General features: G+C 43.9%; 18 protein-coding genes. 5 read left to right on the forward strand and 13 right to left on the reverse strand.

Translation table 11 applies throughout. The features are described 5' to 3' along the window. Positions 1–53 precede the first annotated feature (53 nt). The 3 genes from MHH60_RS05805 to MHH60_RS05815 all read right to left on the reverse strand — a co-directional run bounded on the left by MHH60_RS05805 (position 54) and on the right by MHH60_RS05815 (position 3,289). Positions 54–893, reverse strand: a complete 840-nt coding sequence (locus MHH60_RS05805) for a carbohydrate ABC transporter permease (RefSeq protein WP_081383301.1) — start codon at positions 891–893, stop codon at positions 54–56. 15 nt (positions 894–908) lie between these two features. Continuing rightward, positions 909–1,847, reverse strand: coding sequence for a carbohydrate ABC transporter permease (locus MHH60_RS05810; protein WP_036675858.1), 939 nt, complete (start codon positions 1,845–1,847; stop codon positions 909–911). A 98-nt stretch (positions 1,848–1,945) separates the two neighbouring features. Beyond that, complete coding sequence (locus MHH60_RS05815; protein ID WP_076136298.1) at positions 1,946–3,289, reverse strand: ABC transporter substrate-binding protein; 1,344 nt, start codon at positions 3,287–3,289, stop codon at positions 1,946–1,948. A gap of 323 nt (positions 3,290–3,612) precedes the next feature. Here MHH60_RS05815 and MHH60_RS05820 point away from each other — a divergent pair, with 323 nt between their 5' ends. The 5 genes from MHH60_RS05820 (at position 3,613) to nrdF (ending at position 10,853) form a co-directional block, all read left to right on the forward strand. Next, on the forward strand, positions 3,613–5,340 hold the full coding sequence (locus MHH60_RS05820) for a sensor histidine kinase (RefSeq protein WP_232061178.1): 1,728 nt from the start codon (positions 3,613–3,615) through the stop codon (positions 5,338–5,340). 30 nt (positions 5,341–5,370) lie between these two features. Further along, positions 5,371–7,020, forward strand: a complete 1,650-nt coding sequence (locus MHH60_RS05825; protein WP_076125388.1) for a helix-turn-helix domain-containing protein — start codon at positions 5,371–5,373, stop codon at positions 7,018–7,020. Between the two features lie 403 nt (positions 7,021–7,423). Beyond that, on the forward strand, positions 7,424–7,783 hold the full coding sequence (nrdI, locus tag MHH60_RS05830; protein WP_076136296.1) for a class Ib ribonucleoside-diphosphate reductase assembly flavoprotein NrdI: 360 nt from the start codon (positions 7,424–7,426) through the stop codon (positions 7,781–7,783). After that, a complete protein-coding gene (gene nrdE, locus MHH60_RS05835) occupies positions 7,770–9,854 on the forward strand; it encodes a class 1b ribonucleoside-diphosphate reductase subunit alpha (RefSeq protein WP_076136294.1) in 2,085 nt (694 codons plus the stop codon). The genes nrdI and nrdE overlap by 14 nt, the downstream gene beginning before the upstream one ends. A 39-nt stretch (positions 9,855–9,893) precedes the next feature. Further along, complete coding sequence (gene nrdF, locus MHH60_RS05840; RefSeq protein ID WP_076136292.1) at positions 9,894–10,853, forward strand: class 1b ribonucleoside-diphosphate reductase subunit beta; 960 nt, start codon at positions 9,894–9,896, stop codon at positions 10,851–10,853. 64 nt (positions 10,854–10,917) lie between these two features. On the opposite strand, the gene MHH60_RS05845 is transcribed toward nrdF, so the two are convergent. The 10 genes from MHH60_RS05845 to MHH60_RS05890 form a co-directional block, all read right to left on the reverse strand. Next, positions 10,918–11,277 (reverse strand): hypothetical protein, encoded by a 360-nt coding sequence (locus MHH60_RS05845; protein WP_036675871.1) that lies wholly within the window; start codon positions 11,275–11,277, stop codon positions 10,918–10,920. A gap of 496 nt (positions 11,278–11,773) precedes the next feature. After that, positions 11,774–12,547: an SDR family NAD(P)-dependent oxidoreductase gene (locus MHH60_RS05850; protein ID WP_036675873.1), complete on the reverse strand. Its 774-nt coding sequence runs from the start codon at positions 12,545–12,547 to the stop codon at positions 11,774–11,776. Positions 12,548–12,836: 289 nt separating this feature from the next. After that, on the reverse strand, positions 12,837–14,099 hold the full coding sequence (locus MHH60_RS05855) for a HAMP domain-containing sensor histidine kinase (RefSeq protein WP_162636685.1): 1,263 nt from the start codon (positions 14,097–14,099) through the stop codon (positions 12,837–12,839). 101 nt (positions 14,100–14,200) lie between these two features. Beyond that, a complete protein-coding gene (locus tag MHH60_RS05860) occupies positions 14,201–14,860 on the reverse strand; it encodes a response regulator transcription factor (protein WP_076136346.1) in 660 nt (219 codons plus the stop codon). A gap of 15 nt (positions 14,861–14,875) precedes the next feature. Then, positions 14,876–15,637, reverse strand: a complete 762-nt coding sequence (locus MHH60_RS05865) for a lantibiotic immunity ABC transporter MutG family permease subunit (RefSeq protein WP_076136288.1) — start codon at positions 15,635–15,637, stop codon at positions 14,876–14,878. A 5-nt stretch (positions 15,638–15,642) separates the two neighbouring features. Next, a complete protein-coding gene (locus tag MHH60_RS05870) occupies positions 15,643–16,386 on the reverse strand; it encodes a lantibiotic immunity ABC transporter MutE/EpiE family permease subunit (protein WP_076136285.1) in 744 nt (247 codons plus the stop codon). Further along, on the reverse strand, positions 16,383–17,093 hold the full coding sequence (locus tag MHH60_RS05875; RefSeq protein WP_076136283.1) for a lantibiotic protection ABC transporter ATP-binding protein: 711 nt from the start codon (positions 17,091–17,093) through the stop codon (positions 16,383–16,385). The genes MHH60_RS05870 and MHH60_RS05875 overlap by 4 nt, the downstream gene beginning before the upstream one ends. 188 nt (positions 17,094–17,281) lie before the next feature. After that, on the reverse strand, positions 17,282–20,353 hold the full coding sequence (locus tag MHH60_RS05880; protein ID WP_076136281.1) for a glycoside hydrolase family 2 TIM barrel-domain containing protein: 3,072 nt from the start codon (positions 20,351–20,353) through the stop codon (positions 17,282–17,284). Positions 20,354–20,390: 37 nt separating this feature from the next. Continuing rightward, entirely contained in the window at positions 20,391–21,212 is an 822-nt protein-coding gene (locus tag MHH60_RS05885) for a carbohydrate ABC transporter permease (protein WP_076136279.1), read from the reverse strand. Continuing rightward, positions 21,212–22,024, reverse strand: a complete 813-nt coding sequence (locus MHH60_RS05890) for a carbohydrate ABC transporter permease (protein WP_232061505.1) — start codon at positions 22,022–22,024, stop codon at positions 21,212–21,214. The genes MHH60_RS05885 and MHH60_RS05890 overlap by 1 nt, the downstream gene beginning before the upstream one ends. Between the last annotated feature and the right edge of the window lie 92 nt (positions 22,025–22,116).

A 22,116-nucleotide genomic window follows, 5' to 3' on the forward strand; every position in this document is an offset into this window, starting at 1 on the left:
ATAAAAAAACCTGGCAGCCTATGAAGCATGCAACTGCCAGGTCAAATACGGTTCTAGCCCTTAATGCCCGATGCTGCAACACCTTGTACAAAGTACTTTTGCAGAGCCAGGAAAACAATCACAACCGGAATAATGGACACCACACTTGCAGCCATAATCAGGCCATATTCGGCGGAATATTGCGAGATGAACATTCTTAGTCCGATTTGGATGGTCTTGAGTTTCGTATCTGTCAGATAAATCATTGGCCCCAGGAAGTCATTCCAGGTAGCGACAAAGGTGAAGATCGTCAATGTAGACAATGCTGGCTTGGACAACGGCAGCATGATTCGCGCCCAAATTCCATATTCGCTCAAGCCGTCAATACGGGCAGCCTCGCATAATTCATCCGGAACACCTTGATAAAACTGGCGCATCAGAAATACTCCAAATGCCGAGAATGCCTGCAGCAGTATGATTGCCAAATGCGTGTTGTTAAGCCCCATGTAACGCATCAGGATAAATTGCGGCACCATGTAAGCCTGCCAAGGGATCGCAATTGTTGCAATATATCCAAGGAATAGAATGTTTTTTCCCCGGAAATGCAGTTTGGAGAACGCGTACGCAGCAAAGCTGGAAGTCAGTAGTTGTAGAATCGTTACGATAATCGATAATTTCGCCGTATTGTAAATAAAACGGCCCAGCGGAATCCGTGTCCAGATATCCGCGAAATTCTCCCAGCGCGGATTCTGTGGAATCCACTGCATTGGGAAGGAAAACACATCTTTGTTCATCTTGAGTGAAGAAGACAACATCCATATATACGGAACCAGCATCGCTAGTACTGTCGCAAACAACAAAATATACACAAGAACCATAATGCTGATTCTAAGTCCTTTACTTTTACCAACCATATCTTTTGAATCCTCCTATTGTCCGTATTTCTTCTCGCCGCGGAACTGGACGATGGTGATGCCAAGTACCAGCAGAAACAATACAATGGCCATGGCGCTGGCATATCCGTAATCAAGCGAGCGGAACGCCGTATTGTAGATTTGATACACCATAACCCTTGTAGAATCATTCAACTGGTTATCGGCGCCGGCAAATAGGTTGATAAAGATATCGTAGACTTTGAACGAATTGATGACTAGAATCATCAGAACAAAGAAAGAGGTAGGCGCCAGTTGAGGGACCGTCACATTGCGGAATCTTCTCCACGCGCCCGCACCATCAAGTTCAGCAGCCTCATACAATTCAGGGTTGATGCCCTGAAGACCTGCCAAGTAAATAACCATGTAATAACCCATGTTTTTCCACACTGTAAACAGTATTACTGTAAACATCGCCCAGTGTTTATCCGCTGCCCAGCGGGGAAGATCCTCCAGCGGGATACCGGTAAGGGTATGCAGGATATTGTTGATCGGACCCATCGTAGGGCTGAAGATAAAGTTCCATACGGCAGCAACGGCTACCAGGGATGCTACATAAGGGAAAAAGAATACGGTTCTCATGAAATTGCGGGCCATTATCTTCTGATTAAGCAGAATCGCCAGCGCCAGCGCGACAATCATGGTGAACGGTACTACGCCAATAGTGTAAACAATGGTATTCCATAATGCTTTGTGAAATGTTGTATCTCTGATCAACCGGGTGAAATTGTCCAGCCCGATAAACTTCATTGGATTGGCCCCGTCCCATTTCACAAAAGCAAGGATAAAGGCAAAAAACATGGGTACCAGCGTAAACAGGGCAAATCCGATAAAGTTCGGCGCAATGAAGCTGTAAGCTACCAGGTTTTCCCGGACACCTTTTGACAAATGACGTTTAGGGATCTTTTTTGTACCCAATATGGTTTCGTTCTGCATTCTTTCTCCTCCAAACCTTCTAAAACTTCCCCACAAATCTATACTTTTTAATATAAAAGGCGGGCTTTCACCCGCCCTTAGAGCTGGCTCTCTTAAGGTTAATTATTCAAGAGCTGCTGTACGCGAGCATTCATATCATCCAAACCTTCGTCAATCGAAGCATTTTTAGTCATAATATTGTCATGCGCTTCATTCAAAATAACTTCGATGTCCGCGCTTTTTTCATGCATAGGCATTTCCAGATAAGTCTTAACAGTAGTCAGTGCCGCTTTGCTGTTCTCATCCGCAGGGAAGCCCTCGATGGAAGTAATGGAATTGATAACTTCATCATTCTTAATCGCTGGAATGGTTCCGGTGGAAGCAATAACTTTAGCGCCTTCTTCACCAGTCACGAATTTCATGAAATCAAGTGCTGCTTCTTTATGTTTGGATTTCTGATTTACAGCCAGAGAAGTAATTGTACCCAGGGTTGTACCGGCTTCCACACCATCCGGATGAGGGTATTTCGCAATGCCCCAGTTAGCCGATTGGGACTCGCCGCTCTTCACTTTCTCAATCTGTGTAGCGATAAACCAGCTGCCCATGTTCATAGTAGCAACGGAATTATTGTAGAATACGCCAGAATAGTGCGTGCTTGAAGTCTTCAGTGTGGCGTAATCCATTACGATGCCGTCTTCCTGTTCTTTCAGGATCCGCTCATAGGTTGGCTTCAAGAAATCGTAGTTTCCGTCAACAACAGTGTTCTTGCCGTCCAGAATACCGAACAGTTGAACCGCACTACGCCAAGTATGGTAGTGAGCTCCGTACACTTTTTCAGAACCGCTGCCGGAAGTCATTTTTCTGGCCAACTCATCATATTGCTCGAATGTCATATCATTGCTTGGATATTCCACGCCTGCTTTGTCGAACAAATCTTTATTGTAGTAGAGAATCCAGAAATCGCTGCGGAAAGGAAGCGCATACACCTCATCGTTCACTTCGATTTGTTCTACAGTACCTCCATATACCGAAGGATCAATCGCGTTGCCACTCATAAAGTTTTTAAGCGGCTCCAGGTGATTCTGTTTCACAAGGTTCGAGTAGCCCGGAATATCTTTAATTGTAAGTACGTCCAGATCTGCGCCACCGGACAGTTGTGTGCTTAACATAGTCATATAGTCCGTCGACCCCAAATCGACATATTCGATCGTTACATTCGGATGCTCAGCTTTATAGGCATCGATTAGTGGCTTGTAGTAAGCGGTAGCTTCCCAATCCCACAAGGCCCATTTCAAAGTCACAGGCTCCTGGCTCGGTTCAGCGGAAGCGTTTGCAGAATTCCCCGTTGCTGGAGCTGTCGTTGCAGCAGCACCTTCGTTGTTGTTATTACCAGAACATCCAGCCAGCAGACTCATGGAGAATACTGTGGCGAGAGTTATGCCATAGAATCTTTTCAGTTTCATTTAAATATCCCCTTTTCTTCTGATTGTGTAACTACGATCGGCTCATCTGAGCTTAGTTCAAAGTTTATAGCTTTTTTCGCAAGAATGGCATGCATTATCAAACAAAGTTCATTCACTTTTCTGTGTTCTTCTTCCCTGCTCGGATTCAAACCTGTAATTTTCTATCTAAAACATGTAAAATATTCAGCTTATGTACCTCCCTCTGTATCGGAACGCAGGAATATGCTATGGTATATGAAAACGCTTTATATGTTTTCACATTTTGTAGAGGAGTGTTAAATACGGTAAGAAAATCCACCATTAAAAGTCGCATTATTCTGCTCATGGCCGTATTCGCACTGCTGATAGCGTCGCTGCTGTCTTTTTTTAGCTATGAATTAATTACTTATTATCAGCGTAAAACAACCATCCAGGCGACCGAGTTCAATCTGCAGCTGGTATCCCATATTATTGAACAGGATTTAATTGACCTGTCATCGCTGGCGATGACCTGCAGCACTAACTCTTCTACTAATACCCTGATCACGGACTATTTCAGTTCCCCTAAGGCTAGCTCTAAGGAAGCAGTTAATGTATTCAACTCGATGCAGCAGGACTTCCTGAACAACCGCTCCAACAGCTATGCCCGCCGTCTGATTGTTACGGACAGCAACGGAAAGTTTCTGCAGGTAGATAAAACCGGCACCTCTGTTCCGCTTACCATACACAATATCGGTCAAATTACCGGCCTTAGCAACGATGCCGAGGAGAAATGGGACCGGGTGATCAAGGATCCGCTCTCCAACACGAACGGAATTCCTTTTGTTTTTCCTATTTACGGCAAAGGAGCTTCCCGCGTTGGAACAGTGTACCTGTTAGCGAATACCACTGTTATTACCGACAAGCTGAAAGGGTACTCCCTTCCGAAGAATTCCCGGCTGCTGCTAACGCTCGGCAATCATCATTATCAGCTCATCGGCGATCAGGTCATCGCCATTGCAGAGCCGTATGAACCGGTGGCCTATACCAATGATAAACCTGTCGGTCCGCAAACCGAGCTGTCCATGGTCAAGCTGGAGGACGAGAAAGAGAGCCATATCGTGGTATCTTATCCCGTACGCAGCGGAGTCATTCTGTCACAGACTTTATCTAATGACCTGTTCGCTCCCAAGACAAATATATGGATTCTGGTTATGCTCGGCGTCTGTCTCCTGGTTATTGTCTTAAGCGCTATCATTACGCTGTATCTTACCCGTACCATCAGTCTTCCGGTGGAAAAACTGAAGAAGCGGATTGATAAGATCGCCCAGGGCAATTTCCTGCTGGACCGCAATATCGAATGGAACAGCGAGCTTGGCGATGTCGGCCGGGGCATTAACCGCCTGTCCCAAGATATCGTAGCGCTTATGGACAGCCGGCTCGCTGACGAGAAACAGAAGCAGGAGCTGGAATACCGGATGCTGCAAAGTCAGATTAATCCCCATTTCCTGTACAACACACTGAATTCGATCAAATGGATGGCTACAATTCAGAATGCTACCGGCATCGCGGAAATGACCACTTCACTATCCAGACTGCTGCGCAGCATCGCCAAAGACAACCGTAGACTAATGCCGCTAAAAGATGAGCTGAGCCTGCTGGATGATTATTTTCTGATTCAGAAATACCGCTATGGCAGTACGGTCTCTATGGTGAAGGAGATTGACAACGAGGAACTGCTAACCGGCCTAATTCCACGATTCACGCTCCAGCCCCTGGTCGAGAACGCCATCTTCCATGGCATTGAGCCCAAAGGCAGAGGAGAAATTCTCATTAAGGTGGCCAAAAGTGGATTCGCCGATATTCTAGTTACGATTGAAGACAATGGTGTAGGGATGAAGGAAGAAGAAATCTCCACGATTCTGTCAAATCCAGGTGAGGGAAGCAAAGAAATGCCCGAGAATATTGGACTCCGCAGCGTAAATGAACGTTTGCGCCTGGCATTTGGAGAAAATTACGGTCTTTCGATTGAGAGTGAGCCGGGCCAATATACCCGGATGAAGATTCTTCTGCCGTTCCTGCAAAAGGAATAGAGTAGCATACCAAGCAAGGATGTGATGGAATTGATCAAGTTGTTAATTGCTGATGACGAGGCGCTGGTCTGTATCGGTTTGCAGTCCATGCTGAAGTGGGAGCAATATAATATAGAAATTGTCGGCATTGCACACAACGGGGCTCAAGAGGAAGAAATGATTGACACCCTCCGTCCTGACATCGTAATCAGCGATATAAAAATGCCAATTAAAAGCGGCTTAGAAGTTGCCAGTGCGGTACGCAAAAAACACGGCCGGCTTCCGCTGTTCATCATCTTAACAAGCTACGAGGAATTCGAATACGCACGTGGAGCGATTGAAGTGCAGGCTACAGATTATCTAGTGAAGCTAGAACTGACACCAGAGGCACTTGATGCCTCCATTCGGAAAGCAATTTCCCAATTGGAGGCTTTTCAAACCCTAGACAGCTATCCTATGCTTGCTCATAGAGGCAATCTACAAGCCCAACGCGATAAATTTTTCATCCGCCTGTTCAATAACTTATTCGCAAATAAAAACCAGTACCTTCTACAGAGAGATGATTTAAACCTTGAGCTCAAGGAACCTGCATATCTAGTCTGCACTTGCCGTATTTTGGGGCCAGACAGTGTCCCGCCCCGCGGCGATAAAATGGTTGCTCTGTGCTCAAGTACCGTCCAAATGGCCAAAGATACGCTTACTTCCATAAGACCTTGTTATGTGACCAGTCTGGACTTGCGCAATTTTGCTGTAACCCTGCCCGTCAACGGGACGGATTCACGGCAATGGATGCCAGAGATTGAAATGCTATTGACCCATATGGCCTCCATACTCCATAACTACTTCAATGTAAGGATCATCGGCGCGATCGGCTTTGCGGTCGAGGATCCTTATTTGCTGCGGGAAAGCTACCTCGCTGCGCGAAAAGCGCTTCCTGCTGCGGTTAAAGCACAGTCGTTTGTGTTTTTTGCCGAAGGAGAGTCGCTGGAGCAGGATCATCTGTTGTTTGATTTCTCCGAATTGCGTACAGAGATCCGCCGTGCTTTTGAAGAAATGGATACCCAAGCTTTATACGCCATTATCTCCAAAATGATCGAAATCTTCGACGGCCGGGCCGACCTGCTGGTTCCCGCCACTGATGCCGCCTGCAACATTCTGTACATGGCCACTTCACTACTCGCAGACGGCGAGAACATTGTGGAGCAAATTTTCGAAAATGAACCGGAGGGCTACCGGGCTATCTACCAGATGCATACGATTGAAGAGATCGCCGGCTGGCTGATCCAGTTCAGGGACGGTTGCTCGGACATCCTCTCTACCCGCAGACAAAGCTACAAGGAGCAGCTCGTCAAAAATGTCCAAGAGTATATTAAACGAAATCTCGGAACTAAGCTCTCGCTCAATCAAGTGGCAGATGTCTTCAATTTCAGTCCCAACTATCTGAGCCACCTTTTCTCCAAGGTTGCCAAGGTCAACTATGTGGAATATATCACGGAGATCAAAATCACGACAGCCAAAGAAATGATGGCACGCGGGGAAGGTCGCATCTACGAAATCTCACAGAAGCTGGGATATGAGAGTGCCTTCTATTTCAGTAAAGTTTTCAAAAAGGTAACCGGAATTTCCCCCAGGGAATACATGCAGCAACTTAAAGCAGATTCACCATCTGACCGAAGCCTCGGAGTAAACAACCGTTCTTGAGATCAAGAGATTATTAAGAATAATCTCACTTCGCAAAAATAAAGCCAATAAATCTGCAAGGAGCAGGCCCTGTTCCTTGCAGATTTATTGGCTTGCCATCACCCTCAGCAGCATCCCTAAGTATCCCTCTTATTCCTGCAATTTTTTTATTTTTATTTTTAAACTAGCAAAATGCTAATACTCCGGTCTTTCTGCCCTAAAAGTCTACCAAAAAACCGCTTACGAGACACTTTCCCAGCTATTAAGACTACTGTTCCCATATTGACTTTTCAACATATAGTAATTAAAATAAACAACGCACACTAAATATAGTATAGATGCGATTTTTCAGTATTTATAGCTTATCTATTCAGTTTTCATACTATTTTCAATAGTTTTTAATATTTACAGGGGGACAAACACCATGCTAGTCGCGTATGATTCAAAAACAGGAAATGTCAGACGCTTCATCAGCAAACTTAAGTTGCCGGCTGTGCAGATTGAGGAGCATATGACGATTGATGAGCCCTATGTGCTTATTACATATACCACCGGCTTTGGACAGATTCCAGAAAAGGTGTCTACTTTCTTGATGAACAATAATGCCAATCTGAAAGGCATCGCCGCCAGCGGCAATAAGAACTGGGGCGAGCTGTTCGCGCACAGCGCGGACTTGATTGCAGATCGGTATAACGTGCCCGTTATCGGTAAATTTGAGTTATCAGGTACATTTGGCGATGTAGAACGGATTAAACAGGAGGTGAGCCGGGTTGCGGCATATTGAATTAAACAACATGTTGATGAAGAGAGACGAAAGTGGCTTCTTTCAGTTAGACAAAGATCTTGAGGCAGTAGCCGAATTTATGCGGGATGTAGAGCGCCGGAGTCTGGTTTTTGCGAATACAAAAGCCAAGGTTGATTATATGATTGAACAGGATTTCTACGAGAATTTTTACGAACAGTACAGCACGGCGGAAATTGAAGAAGTCTACCAGATTACCCACGCCTACAACTTCAGTTTTCCATCTTATATGGCAGCTTCGAAATTCTACACGGATTACGCTGTAAAAACCAATGACCGCAAACAATATCTGGAGCATTACCCGGACCGTGTGGCGGCAGTCGCCCTTCACCTGGGACGCGGCAATGCCGATACTGCCGGGGTACTTGCCCGTTCGATGATGGAACAGCGCCTGCAACCTGCGACACCAACCTTCTTAAATGCCGGTAAGAGCCGGCGTGGTGAGCTCGTCTCCTGCTTCCTAATCGAAATGGACGACTCGCTCAATTCCATCAACTATGTGCTGAATACCTGCATGCAGTTGTCGAAGATCGGTGGCGGTGTGGCCGTCAACCTATCCAAGCTACGCTCCCGTGGTGAGACCATCAAGGGTGTTGAGGATGCTGCGAAGGGAATTATTCCAGTACTTAAGCTGATGGAAGACGGCTTCTCCTATGCAGATCAGATGGGTCAACGTAAAGGATCAGGAGCAGCCTATTACAACATTTTTGGCTGGGACGTTCTGGAATTCCTCGACAGCAAGAAGATCAACGCCGACGAAAAAACAAGACTCAAAACCCTGTCCATCGGCCTGATTATTCCAAACCGCTTTTATAAGCTGGCGAAGGACAATGAAGCGCTGCATGTATTTGCTCCTTACAGTGTGTACAAAGCCTACGGCACGCATCTCGACGATATGGATCTGGATGATATGTATGATAAGCTGCTGGCCGATCCACGTGTCAAAAAGAAGAAAGCTATGAGCGCACGGGATATGCTGACTAAAATTGCCATGATCCAGCTGGAATCCGGCTATCCATATATCATGAACAAGAGCAATGCCAATGCGGCCCATGCCCTAAAAAACGTCGGACAGATCAAAATGTCCAACCTTTGTACTGAAATCTTTCAGCTGCAGGAGACCTCAGAAATTGCCGACTACGGACAGGAGAGTACAATCCGCCGCGATGTAAGCTGCAATCTGGCTTCCTTGAACATTGTTAACGTGATGGAACATGGCAAAATCCGTGAATCCGTACATGAAGGCATGATCGCCCTGACCGCTGTTAGCGATATGACCAGCATTTCCAATGCCCCAGGCGTAGCCAAAGCAAACAAGGAGATGCACTCTGTCGGTCTTGGCGTCATGAATCTGCACGGCTATCTGGCTAAGAACAACATTGCTTATGAAAGCGAGCAGGCCCGCGATTTTGCCCGGACCTTCTTTATGACCATGAATTTCCACTCGCTGGAGAAAAGTATGGAAATCGCTGCCGCAACGGGCCGATCTTTCCATGGATTTGAGGCTTCTGATTATGCTACGGGAGCTTATTTTGAGCGTTACCTGACTACTGATTACCGTCCGGTTACCCCAAGGGTACAAGCGTTATTCGGAGATATTTATATCCCATCCCCAGCAGACTGGGAACAATTGCGGGATGCGGTAAAAGCAAATGGCCTATACCATGCTTACCGTTTGGCGATTGCGCCAACGGCCAGCATTTCCTATATCCAAAACGCCACTTCAAGCGTTATGCCGATTGTCGAGCAGATTGAGACTCGGACTTACGCTAATTCAACTACTTATTATCCGATGCCGTACCTGCGGCCGGACAATGTATTTTTCTATAAATCGGCTTACCAGATGGACCAGTTCAAGGTAATCGATCTGATCGCGGAAATTCAGCCCCATATCGACCAAGGTATCTCGACCGTTCTGCATGTTAACAGTGATGTTTCCACCAGAGAACTGGCCCGCTCCTACCTGTATGCGGCGCATAAAGGCTTGAAGTCGCTGTATTACACCCGGACCAAAAAGCTGTCTGTCGAGGAATGCCTCACCTGCTCGATCTAAAAGGAAGGCTATAGCCGCAGAAAAGGAGATTGCAATATTATGACCGCTATCCAAGCCGTTAACTGGAACCGTCCCGACGACGATTTCTCATTGATGTTCTGGAATCAGAACATTATGCAATTCTGGACGGACGATGAAATTCCATTATCCGATGATAAAATGTCCTGGCTCACGCTCAGTGAGCTAGAAAAGGACTCCTATATGAAGGTGCTGGGCGGCCTGACCCTGCTGGATACGATTCAAGGCGGAGTCGGAATGCCGCAGATTATGGAGCATGTCGAAGGCCTTCAACGTAAAGCCGTACTGGGCTTCATGGGCATGATGGAACAAATTCACGCCAAATCGTACAGCAGTATTTTCACCACTTTGTCCTCTACAGAGGAGATCGACAGTGTATTCCGCTGGGTAGAAGAGAACCCCTTCCTCCAGTTCAAAGCGGAGACCATATCACAATATTACAAAAACATAGACTCACCTAAAGACCTGTACCTTGCCATGGCAGCCTCCGTACTGCTCGAGAGCTACTTGTTCTACAGTGGTTTCTTCTATCCCCTATATCTGGCTGGGCAGGGCAAAATGACTTGCAGCGGTGAGATCATCGACCTTATTCTACGGGATGAGAGCATCCATGGGGTATATGTCGGCGTGCTGGCACAAGAGATCTTTGACGGGCTCCCAGAAGACGAGCAACGCGAACTTCACCATACGCTGGTAGAATTGCTTCGACTGCTGCATGAGAATGAAGAGCGTTATACCGAGCAGATCTATGCCCCTATCGGATTGGTGGACGAGGTTAAGACTTTCCTAAGATACAATGCCAATAAAGCGATGATGAATCTGGGCCATGATCCGCTATTTGACGAGGAAGAGATCAACCCGATTGTTCAGAACGGGATCAGCACCCACACCAAGCAGCATGACTTCTTCTCGAAGAAAGGCAACGGATATGTCCGGGCGCTTAATGTGGAGCCACTGAAGGATGAAGATTTTCAATTTTAAATATAGATAAAACAAAAAGTGCGGAGAAAGCTCTCCGCACTTTTTGCTAACTCTATTTATTAGATTATTGCAATTTTTTCAGAACTGTTCTAGCTTCTTCATAGGTATCGTAAGCATCAGCAAAATCTCTGCCAAAAATACGTTTCAATTGCATTTTCCAAATTGGGTTTTTAGTTACATAAGCCCATCCTGCTTGGCCAGCTGCTTTCGCCATCTCACCTGTTGGAGCCAACATTGCTGCAACTTCAGGAGAAAGTACACTTGCAGATTCAGTTACATCAGTTGTACCCGTAAATTTAGGACTAACAAGCTTCATGATATTCTCAAAATCTTTCAAGTATCCTGGAACATCCTCAGCAGAAAAATCGATAGATACTACATCGATGTGGTTTTCACTTTTGTTGTACTTAATTGTGTATGACATAATTGTATTCCTCCAAGGTTTAATAGTTATTTTTTAATGATAGAAAGTAATGTATGTAACTCCAACAGACAAAAAATTTCTGCCCAGGCTTTTCAGTAACTTCTACTTTTGGCAACTGGGTTTGGAACAAACTGCCTTGTTTAAATGATGCCATATCGTTACAATCAATAGTTAATGACATCTATTTCCTGTATCGTTTTATTGCAACATCCTTTCTAATATATTTTAACTCATACCTATTACCTATATTATTATCGACAAATTTCTTTTTTTATTTATATTAAAATACAAATTTCTACAAATTCCAACATATCCATGGTTATATTTGCCTTAATTTCATTCACACTTGTGTAATTGTTATCATTTAGAAACAACTAAAAAAGGCTCTGCGTGCGCCTTCCAACTCCAGTCCATTCATCCTACAGGATTTTCGAACAGGAATACGCCGCAAAGCCTTTGATACTAGATGCTTATATAAGTAAAATAATCCGTCTAATTACTTAGTTGCGGAGTAGCCCCCGTCAATCACATGTGCTGTACCTGTAATAAATGAAGCCTCATCACTTAGAAGGAAACATGCAAAAGCAGCTACTTCCTCAGGCGTACCATATCTACCCAAAGCCGTTCCAGAAGCGATAAGAGATTGAAGCATCTCTACATCATCAGACAACAGCTTTTCGTATCTGTTCATGGTTGGTGTAGGAATAGGACCAGGGCAAATAGCATTCACTCTGATATTACGGTGACCCACTTCTTTAGCAACCGATTTAGTCATGCCCACAATGGCGTGTTTACTTGCTGAATAAGCTGCATCATTTGCCATCCCAATAAAAATACCATGTAAGGAGGAACAGTTTAGAACGGAAGCACCGGATTTCATATGTGGTAATGCATAATGCAACATGTAGAATTGGCCATTAAGATTTGTCTGAATCACCTTTTGAAACAATATCGGATCATATTCTGTAACATCCGCATTATCTCCTGTAATTGCTGAGTTATTATAAAGGCAATCAATCTTTCCATAAGCTGCTAAGGTTTGATCTACGATATTTTTGCAGTCTGCTTCAACTGAAACGTCTGACCGCACAAACAGAGCTTCTCCACCTAAAGCTTTGATTTCTTCGACTGTGTTAGCGCCAGCATCTGATCGATTGGCAACTACTACAGTACCACCCTCTCTTGCTACTCTCAATGCTGTAGCTTTTCCGATTCCGGTACCAGCACCCGTAATAATAACTACTTTGTTTTCAAATCTGTTGCTACTCATTATGCGCACCACTTTCTTATGTCTTTTTCAGGAGGAGGATTTGAACCTCATAGACCCTAATGTCACCTGATACAATGTGGATTGGAACATTTTTGCAGAAAAATCGACAAAATTATCCTCTATATGACAACTTTATTGTATTTAATTGTATATAGCAATCAATATTTTAATCTACTTTTCCAACAATTGAGAATTTGGTTTTGATCGTCATAAAAAATACACCCCTTAGAATTTCATCAGATAAACTAGAAGTTTTATCCAATGTTAATCTAAGAGGTGTAATAAACCTCTACCTAACTCCACGAACTGGGACGTCGATTCGAACTTGACCTCCACCCGTCAGAGGAGAATTGCTAATATGCAGACTGCCCTGATGCTGCCTGACAATGGTGTCGGCAATATAAAGTCCCAATCCATAGTGACTTTTGGAGGTACGGCTACTGTCCCCTTGATAAAACTGCTTAACTGCAGATTGGAGTCCTTCACTTGTAAATCCTGATCCACTGTCTGCTACCGTTATACTCCACCGATCTTGTTTTGCCTCAACCTGCAAATAAATCACACTCTCATACGGGGAATACTCTACCGCATTAGCGAGCACATTCATCACAGCCCGATGAAGCAGCTCATTGTCTATCAACACCTCAGGGGGCAGATGATTGTCTTGGTGGAATTCTATCTGAAGACGCTTAGGGACAACCAACGCATCTAACTGCGTACGAATTTGCTGGATAAAGGCTTCCGTTCTCACCCATTTAGAGCGGGGATAAATTTGTTTCCTCGTATTAGAAATCTCAATAAGTGTTGCCATGTATTGTTCGATTTGATCCGCATTTTTAGAAATATACCCTATATATTCTTGCTGATTCTCCGCTAAATCTGAGTCTATCAGCAAATCTGCATTTCCTTGAATAATCGTAAGAGGAGTCTTAATGTCGTGGGCAAGCGCAGAAATCTGCTCTTTTTTCATTTGTTCCAGATTCCATTGCTGTTCTAGCGACTTTTTCAATTCCTCTCTCAGCTGTTCCAGAGATGATAGCACCTCATCAATTTCACTGACCCCAGAATACACGACAGTAAAATCCAAATTCTTAGCTTCAATGTGATGTGCTGCTTCCTGCAAGGAAGCCATTTTTTGACTCAGTCTTCGAGCGAAAAATCCAGAAATCAGAATAACTTCCAGTAACATCAGAACTACAAAAAACAGCAATAACGTTAATTGCGGATTAGGCAGCGTGTTATGCAGAAAATTCGAGGTGAACTGCGGTACGATCGCATATTGCAGTACGATAACCTCATGCTCCCGCTCAATCACATCGCTGCAGTTTGTACCCAACAGATTGCAACTGCTTTGATTCTTCTGCAATATATCTAGAGCGCGTTCTTTAGGTATATTTCCTGAAATATAGTTCTCGTGTTGATCCAATACCGCATATTCCGCTCCCCAAGGGATCATTTCTTCCGTAATTTGTGGCGCACGCTGCAAAACACCCCAAGACTTTGCAATGGATTGCTCAGTATGGTTTGCTGGAACAATCATTCCATACTGCATTAAGAGAGTAAATACCCCTAAACACAGAAATGCCAATAATAGAGTACATGCACCTAATGATAATAAATATTGAATGAAGACTGTACGGAGCCGTATTCGTTTCACACCCATTTGTAGCCTATCCCCCAAACGGTTTCAATCGGTGAAACCTCCCTCGCACTCAGCTTACTGCGGATATTTTTCACATGTTCTGTAATAGTTGAGCTATCGCTTTCTTTGTCATAACCATAAACCGATTCAAAAATTTGTTCTTTGGAAAAAACCTGACCTTTATTTCTAGCAAGAAATTCACATATCTGATATTCACTTTTAGTGAGATTTATTTTCTCTTTATCAACAGAAATCTCCTTTGCCGAGAGATTGAATTTCACTCCAGATGCGCTTAACATATGATTTTTCCCTCGATTTTCACGCCGCAAATGAGCGTTGACCCTAGCCTTTAACTCGCCTGCGCGAAAAGGCTTCACGATATAGTCATCTGCACCTACACTAAGTCCAAACATAATATCCGTTTCCATTGATTTAGCTGTAAGAAACAGAATCGGACAGTCTACGATATCCCTGATTTGAGTACAGAGCTCAAAACCATCGATATCTGGCATCATCACGTCCAACAGGATTAAATCAAATGTCGAGTACTCGTTCAAAGACATATGTCGTGCACTTGTTTTTACCGTAACCCTATGGTGATCTTTGCTAAGAATATTATTTACTAGCGCCAAAATATCAGGTTCATCATCTATTATTAAAATATTAGCCAGTGACCTCACTCCTATTTATTCATATGATTTCCTACCCTGAAAGTAATAAAACCATATCAAGCCTAACACTGCAATTACCATTGTACTAATAAGTATAGCAGGTACGGAATGAAGAAGTTGCAGCTTCAATACTTCCGTTTCAATGAGCCCGTTGGGTTGTGCATAAAATAAGGGAAGTTGAATCATCCGCATCGACCAGGCCCACGGTATGTATAACCACACTTTATCGCCTACAATGGTTCCACCTACGATGGCTGCAATTAGCGTACCTGCACTACCCACCGTTAGAGAAAGTCCCATGCCTCCTGCATAACTTAAGATGAGATGAAAGATCATTAAGATTAGAGCAGTACCTACTACCCAACAAGCTCCTTGCCAAAATATTAGATATTGGATCTGCTCTATATGCAAAAATTTTTTCATGCCCAGTATTAGAACTGATGTTGAACCGAATACGATCCATATCATCGCCAAGATTATGAACCCGAGTTTTCTTATATAACACTTCGGACGTGAAAGAGCACTTAATAGATTATAGAATCCACCTGCCCCCTCCTCTAAACCACTCATTAAAGCAGAGAATAATCCTATCCCAATAGGCAACCCAAAGGCTATTAATGAAAAATAACCATCATAGATGTGAAGCTGATCCGCACGCTGTAAAAAATACCAAAGTACCATCATCGGATATAGAACAGGAACAAGGAATATCAACCAACGAATTGCAGTGTGCTTAGTCATCAACCATTCAGCTTGTAATAGTCGGAGTATCACCATCTCTATCACACCTCTCTTCTACTAAACCAGCAGCTAGTTAAGGTGAGGGTTACCAAAAAGAATACAAGCGACACCACAATTCCAGGTAAAATAACCGAAGAGTCTCTTAGAGCATCCTCTGCTGAAAGAGCCACACCATTGGGACGCACACCAACAATGGGGCACATTAACCTTAAAGCCCAACTCCACGGAACATAAATCCATGAAGGTTGATCCGCTGCTAGTACACTCACAATCATCCCAAACAGACCTGCAAGAATAGACACTACCGCCCCAAATTGTTCGGCTAAGAAAAAATAGATTGGAATCATCCCCAAAGAGGTCAACCAGACAACAATAGCGGCTGTTGTAATTTCAGATAAGGGTGCTGCACCCAAAGGAAACAAAAGACCAGATAGGTACATTACTGCAATAAGGAGCAGCGAAGACAGCAGCAAATAATATGACACCACCATAATTTTACTGAGCCACAGTTTAACGATGTTAATTCCGTGACTGCTTAAGCTACGGTACCCTCCAGCCTTACGATCCTTGTTATTCGATAGTGTAGACAACAAAGCAGATCCTATGGTCATGAATAACAGCGGCCACCAATTAAAGACCATTTCCATAAAATAGTGGTCTTCAGTTTGCAGGTTCTGTTGTGTGAAAAATGAAAATAGAAGAAAAAACAGTGGCACCACGACAATCAATTTTCGCGAAAATGTTCGTTTGAATTTAATATTTTCGGATAAAAAATAGTGGATCATCTTGTTACCTCCTGTCTGTTCCGAGTCACGACTTCCATGAACAATTTCTCCAAATCATCACCGGGATATATTGCATTCTGATACCCTAGAACACCATTACTAATGATTCCAATATGATCGGCAATTTGCTCCACCTCATGAAGAATATGACTCGATAAGATGACTGTAATCCCTTGTGCAGGAAATGAGCGAATAAGCTCACGTAATTCCTGAATCCCAATCGGATCAAGCCCATTTGTCGGTTCATCCAGAATCAAGAGTCTGGGTTGATTTAACAAAGCGATCGCAATCCCGAGACGTTGCTTCATACCCATAGAGAATTGTCCCGCTCTTTTTTTGCCTGTTGTTGTTAAATCAACAATTTCAAGAACTTCCCGAATCCGAGAATCCGGTAAGTTTAATATTGTCGTATGTACCTTCAAATTTTGGGCAGCAGTCAGATTCCCGTAAAGTGGCGGGGACTCAATCAGCGCTCCAATGTGGAGTAAATCCTTACGTGTCCATGGATGACCGTCAAATAAAATCTGTCCTGACGTCGCTCGAAGAATCCCTGTTATCATTTTTAGAGTCGTCGATTTACCTGCGCCGTTTGGGCCTAACAGTCCATAAATCGAATTAGTTTTTACGGTTATGCTAATATCGTTAACCGCACGCTGCCCCCTGAAACTCTTGGATAAATTATTAGTTTGTAAAATATACTCTCCCATCCTATATCATCCTCTCATTTGCTATAAGTTGATCATATATAGCAAATCTAAGGACTTTATAAGGTTTTACTGAGCTCAAATTATACGGAATTATAACGAGCATAAAAAAGCTCGGTTCAAATTTAACGTTGAACCGAGCCTGTTGAATTTTTATCATCTAATACATGACTTCAAATATTGCAAAAAAATCATGCTCTGCGAATTGTAAATTCAAAATCCATATCTAAGGATGGATTGATTTGATATTCATCAAGAACTGGAGCTCCCCAGCTGTCATCCCCGCCTACACCCATTTGACGTCCAGCAATGGTAACAACGGTATAGTGAACGTTCGGCAGCTCATAATGATGTGTCGCATTCTCCAGCTCCATTGCCGTGTATGGCGAGATATTGGCTTCAACAGGGGCTGCAGCTGGTGCCGATATTATAATGCCTTGGCCATAATCGTTCTTTATGGATACTTCGCGCACACCTGTGCGGTTGCCCGATTCCTGCGGCACCAAATAGGACGACACATTGTCCACCGCATGATTCTGGAAGCGACACAATCTCGCCCCACACGCACGGTCGATATAATTTTCTTCCGGCCCATTTGCATACCAATCCAGCTGGTTATAATCTGCTGGCACCTTAAAGCTTAAAGCGAAGATCGGAAGCTTTGGTAAACCCGCTGCTCCATGGTAGCTTGATTTCACCTTTATGCTTCCATCGGAGAACACGGTGTAAGTTACACTTACACGTACCGCCTCTGATACACTAAGCTTATACACGTAAGTCACCGTCGCACGGTCTTTCTCCTCCACGAGCTCGAAGCTTAACGTTCTACGGGTCAAGCTTGCTGCATACCAAGGGGAAGAGTCGAAATGCATTCCTGCCCCCTTGTCATTGTCGGTCATTGCTCTCCAGAAGAGCGGTGCCGGCGGTGAAGAGATCATTTCCTGTCCTGAATATTTAACAGAAATTAATGTACCCGCCTGCTTTGAGAACATTACGGAGAAGTCACGACCATGTACACCAATATTCACATCTCCTTCAACCACGCGAAAATCATTCACGACAGATGTTATCTTAGCATCTGTTAAAGACTCCTCGGCTGACGTATTGGCCACTTGAAAAACATGCTGGCCAAAAGCGATTTCATAACCGCTATTCGCCCATAATGAATCTTCCTTCAGGACAAGTGCAACATCCAAGCTATACTCGCCAGGCTGATTCTTAATATCAGGTAGATCAACTTCTACATATTTTTCCTCGCCCGGATTAACCTGAGCGAATACAGTTCCACGCTGGATGTCCCTACCCTCATAGTTCAGAGCGTATTGTAATTCATAAGCATCCAAGCCCACAAATAAGTTTTCATTTCTGATTGTAAAACCCTGACTGTCCGGGAGCAGCTTGACGTTCTGATACAGGAATTTCACTTCCTGCATTTTTGGCGACCATCTCCGATCCGCATACACAATTCCGTTACCGGAGAAGTTGTAATCGGTTGAACGGTCATCGAAGTCTCCTCCATAAGCCATGAAGGGCTTACCGTATCGATCATTTTTCACAATCACCTGATCCATATAATCCCAGATAAATCCACCCTGATACATGGGATACTTTTGCTCTAGCTCTGTGTATTTATGCAATCCCCCGACGGAATTGCCCATCGCATGCATGTATTCACAGCTAATATATGGCTTTAACGGATCTTCTGTTAAATACCTTTCGATATCTGCCGCTTTCGCATACATGCGGCTTTCCATATCGCTCGAATCATCATATTCACGGTTATGGAACACCCCTTCATAATGAACCAAACGAGTAGGATCCTTCTCTCGAAAATAATTGGCTACGTTCAGAATTACTTCTCCTGCAAAAGATTCGTTCCCACAGGACCAAATTAGAATGGAGGGGTGGTTTTTGTCTCTCTCTACCATGGAAATCGCACGATCCATCACGATATCCTGCCATTCAGGCTTATTGCCGGGGATGTTCCAAGACGGCTCAACTGCCCCCATTTTCTGCCATGATCCATGCGACTCTAAATTCATCTCGTCAATGACATAGACTCCGTATTCATCACACAACTCATACCAGAGTGTCATATTCGGATAGTGCGAGGTCCGCACAGCGTTGATGTTCGCCTGTTTTAAGGTTTTTATGTCCCACAGCATATCTTCTTTCGTAATGCTGCGTCCAAAGCGCGGATTAAACTCATGTCGGTTGACACCTTTAAATACAATACGTTTGCCGTTTAAGTGCATAATCTTATCTATCATTTCGAATTTCCGAAAACCAATTTTTTGCGGCACAACTTCTACAAGATCCCCGGATGCGTTGTAAACAGAGACGTAAAGGGTATACAGATTAGGAGCTTCTGCGCTCCACAACTGCACCTTTGTTGCCGCAAGCGTAAGCGAAAGGGAATCTCCTGAAACTTCACTTTCAGTACTAGCCACAAGATTATCTGCTCTATCTTTAAGCTCAAGGAGCACTTTTGAGGCAGACTTACCTATCAATTGCATGGCAGCCGTAAGCGTTCCTTGCTCAAACTTTTCATCCAAATCGGTTTGAACATGGAGATCCCGCACATGAACATCCGGCACGGTGTATAGATACACCTCACGAAAGATTCCCGAAAAGCGCCAGAAGTCCTGATCCTCCAACCAACTCCCCGTGCTGCGCTGATAAACTTCGACCGCCAGCTTATTTTCGCCTTCCGTCAAGTATGATGTTAAATCAAATTCACTCGGTGTAAAGCTATCTTCGCTATAGCCAACAAATTCCCCGTTTAGCCATATATAAAAAGCCGATTCAACTCCTTGAAAAGATATATACACCGGACGTTGCTCCCAGCCCGCAGGAACTTCAAAATATTTGACATAGCTGCCTACAGGATTGTGGTCCTCAGAGATCATCGGAGGTCTAAGATGCTCATGACCGTCCCATGGATACATCGTATTCACGTACTGTGGCTGCCCATAACCCTGAAGTTGGATATGACCGGGAACTTCAATATCCTTCCAGCCTCTGCAAGACACGTCCTCCTTATAAAATTGAACCTGCCGTTCCATGGCATTTTGGGCATAGCTAAATTTCCAGCTGCCGTTCAGGCTGTGGCGCCAGGGCATTTCTCCAAGCGCTTCGGCTTCATTTTTCGTTTGGTAATATCGATGGTCAGAATGCGCGTGCACTCTGCCTATTGCATAAATGGAAGGGTCTGATAACCATTCCAGACTTGGAGTGAGGTTTCGTTCAACCTGCTGCTTCATCTATATTTCCTCCTCTATTCATAACATGATCGCTAACTTATTTAACCGAACCCGTCATCCCAGCTACAAATTGCTTTTGCATCATGAAAAACACTAGTGCTGTCGGCAAGGTCGTAATGACAATCGCAGACATGATCAGACCATAGTCAGGGGCATAACCTGAGCCTAGATTCGAGATAAGAAGGGGCACAGTCATATTTTCTGGTGATTGCAATACGATCAAAGGCCACAGATAATTGTTCCAGCTGTTTAAAAATGTGATAATCGCAGCAGCGGCGTAAGTTGATTTCATCGTTGGCATATAAATGCGGAAGAACAATCCAAATTCCGAAAGACCATCGATGCGCCCAGCCTCCATCATATCCTTAGGAAACATTTTTGTACTTTGACGAAAGAAGAAAATTAGGAATGCTGTTGTAAATGTCGGAAGGATGACTGCCGATGCTGTATCGATACCCAGAAAAGGCACTACACTCGATACTTTTGCGAACATTTGAAATAGAGGTACCATGATCGCCGCAAATGGAATCATCATTGAAGCAAGCAAAATATTGAATACGATATCTTTACTCCGGCTACGGTACATTTCAAAACCATACCCAGCCGCCGATGCTACTAGCAGTGAAAGCACAGTAGTCACCACAGAGATTTTTGCTGAGTTCCAGAGAGCCTGCCACATATCCACTGAACTAAATAGATTGTTTATATTTTCCACTAAATGTGCACCCGGCAACAATGTCCCTTTGGTTACATCAACCGACTGGTTCGTGGCGCTTATAACCATCCAGATAAATGGAAAGATAGAGATCAGCGCAGCGATGACTAGAAATACATAAGTAAACATGCGTTTGGTTTTCATTATCTCTTATCCCCTCCTACTTTGTTCTGAATAAGCGTCAGAATGAGCACCATTACAACAATCGAATAGGAGACGGTTGCAGCGTAACCAAAGTTAGGCGTGTATTCAAAGGAAAGGTTATAAATATATTGGGAAATCGACATGGTTGCATTACCGGGTCCACCTTTCGTGATGTTAACCACCTCGTCAAACAACTGAAGGGTTCCAATGGTCGATGTGATCGTCGTGAACAAGATAATCGGCTTCAATAGGGGAATTGTAATTTTGAAAAATTGTGTAAATGCACTTGCACCATCTATATGAGCAGCCTCATATATTGATTTGTCGACATTTTGCAGTGAGGACAAATAGAAAATCATATTATAGCCAGTAAAGCGCCAAGTGATAGCGATAATGATAGTGACTTTGGCCCAGAAGGGGTCAGTAATCCATTGAATCGGTTCGCTGATTAGATGCAGATTCACCAGAAATTTATTGACGATACCTTCGGCTCCAAACATGTACTTGAAAACAACGGAGTACGCTACAAGTGAAGTTACCGTTGGCAGAAATATGGCCGTTCTGAAAAATCCTTTAAATTTCAGTCTTTCGTCATTTAGCAGCACGGCGATAAAGAGCGCCAGCACTAGCATAACTGGGACCTGAATAATCAAGTAAATAAAAGTGTTTTTGACGGCTGTAAGGAAAGTGGTGTCGCTAAACAGTCGAATATAGTTATCAAGGCCGGTAAAATGAAGATTGTTGCCTCTACCTGTCTTGAAGGATAGAATTAAAGCCTGAATCATTGGATAGAAATAGAAAATACTGATCATAATTACCGGCACAATAACGAATAACCAACCTGTCAGATGGATCTGCCGTTGACCCTTAGAGCTTTTATGTCTTTGAGAGCTTAGCCCTGGCT

Source organism: Paenibacillus sp. FSL H7-0716, from assembly GCF_038002705.1.
Classification (GTDB): domain Bacteria; phylum Bacillota; class Bacilli; order Paenibacillales; family Paenibacillaceae; genus Paenibacillus_AQ; species Paenibacillus_AQ odorifer.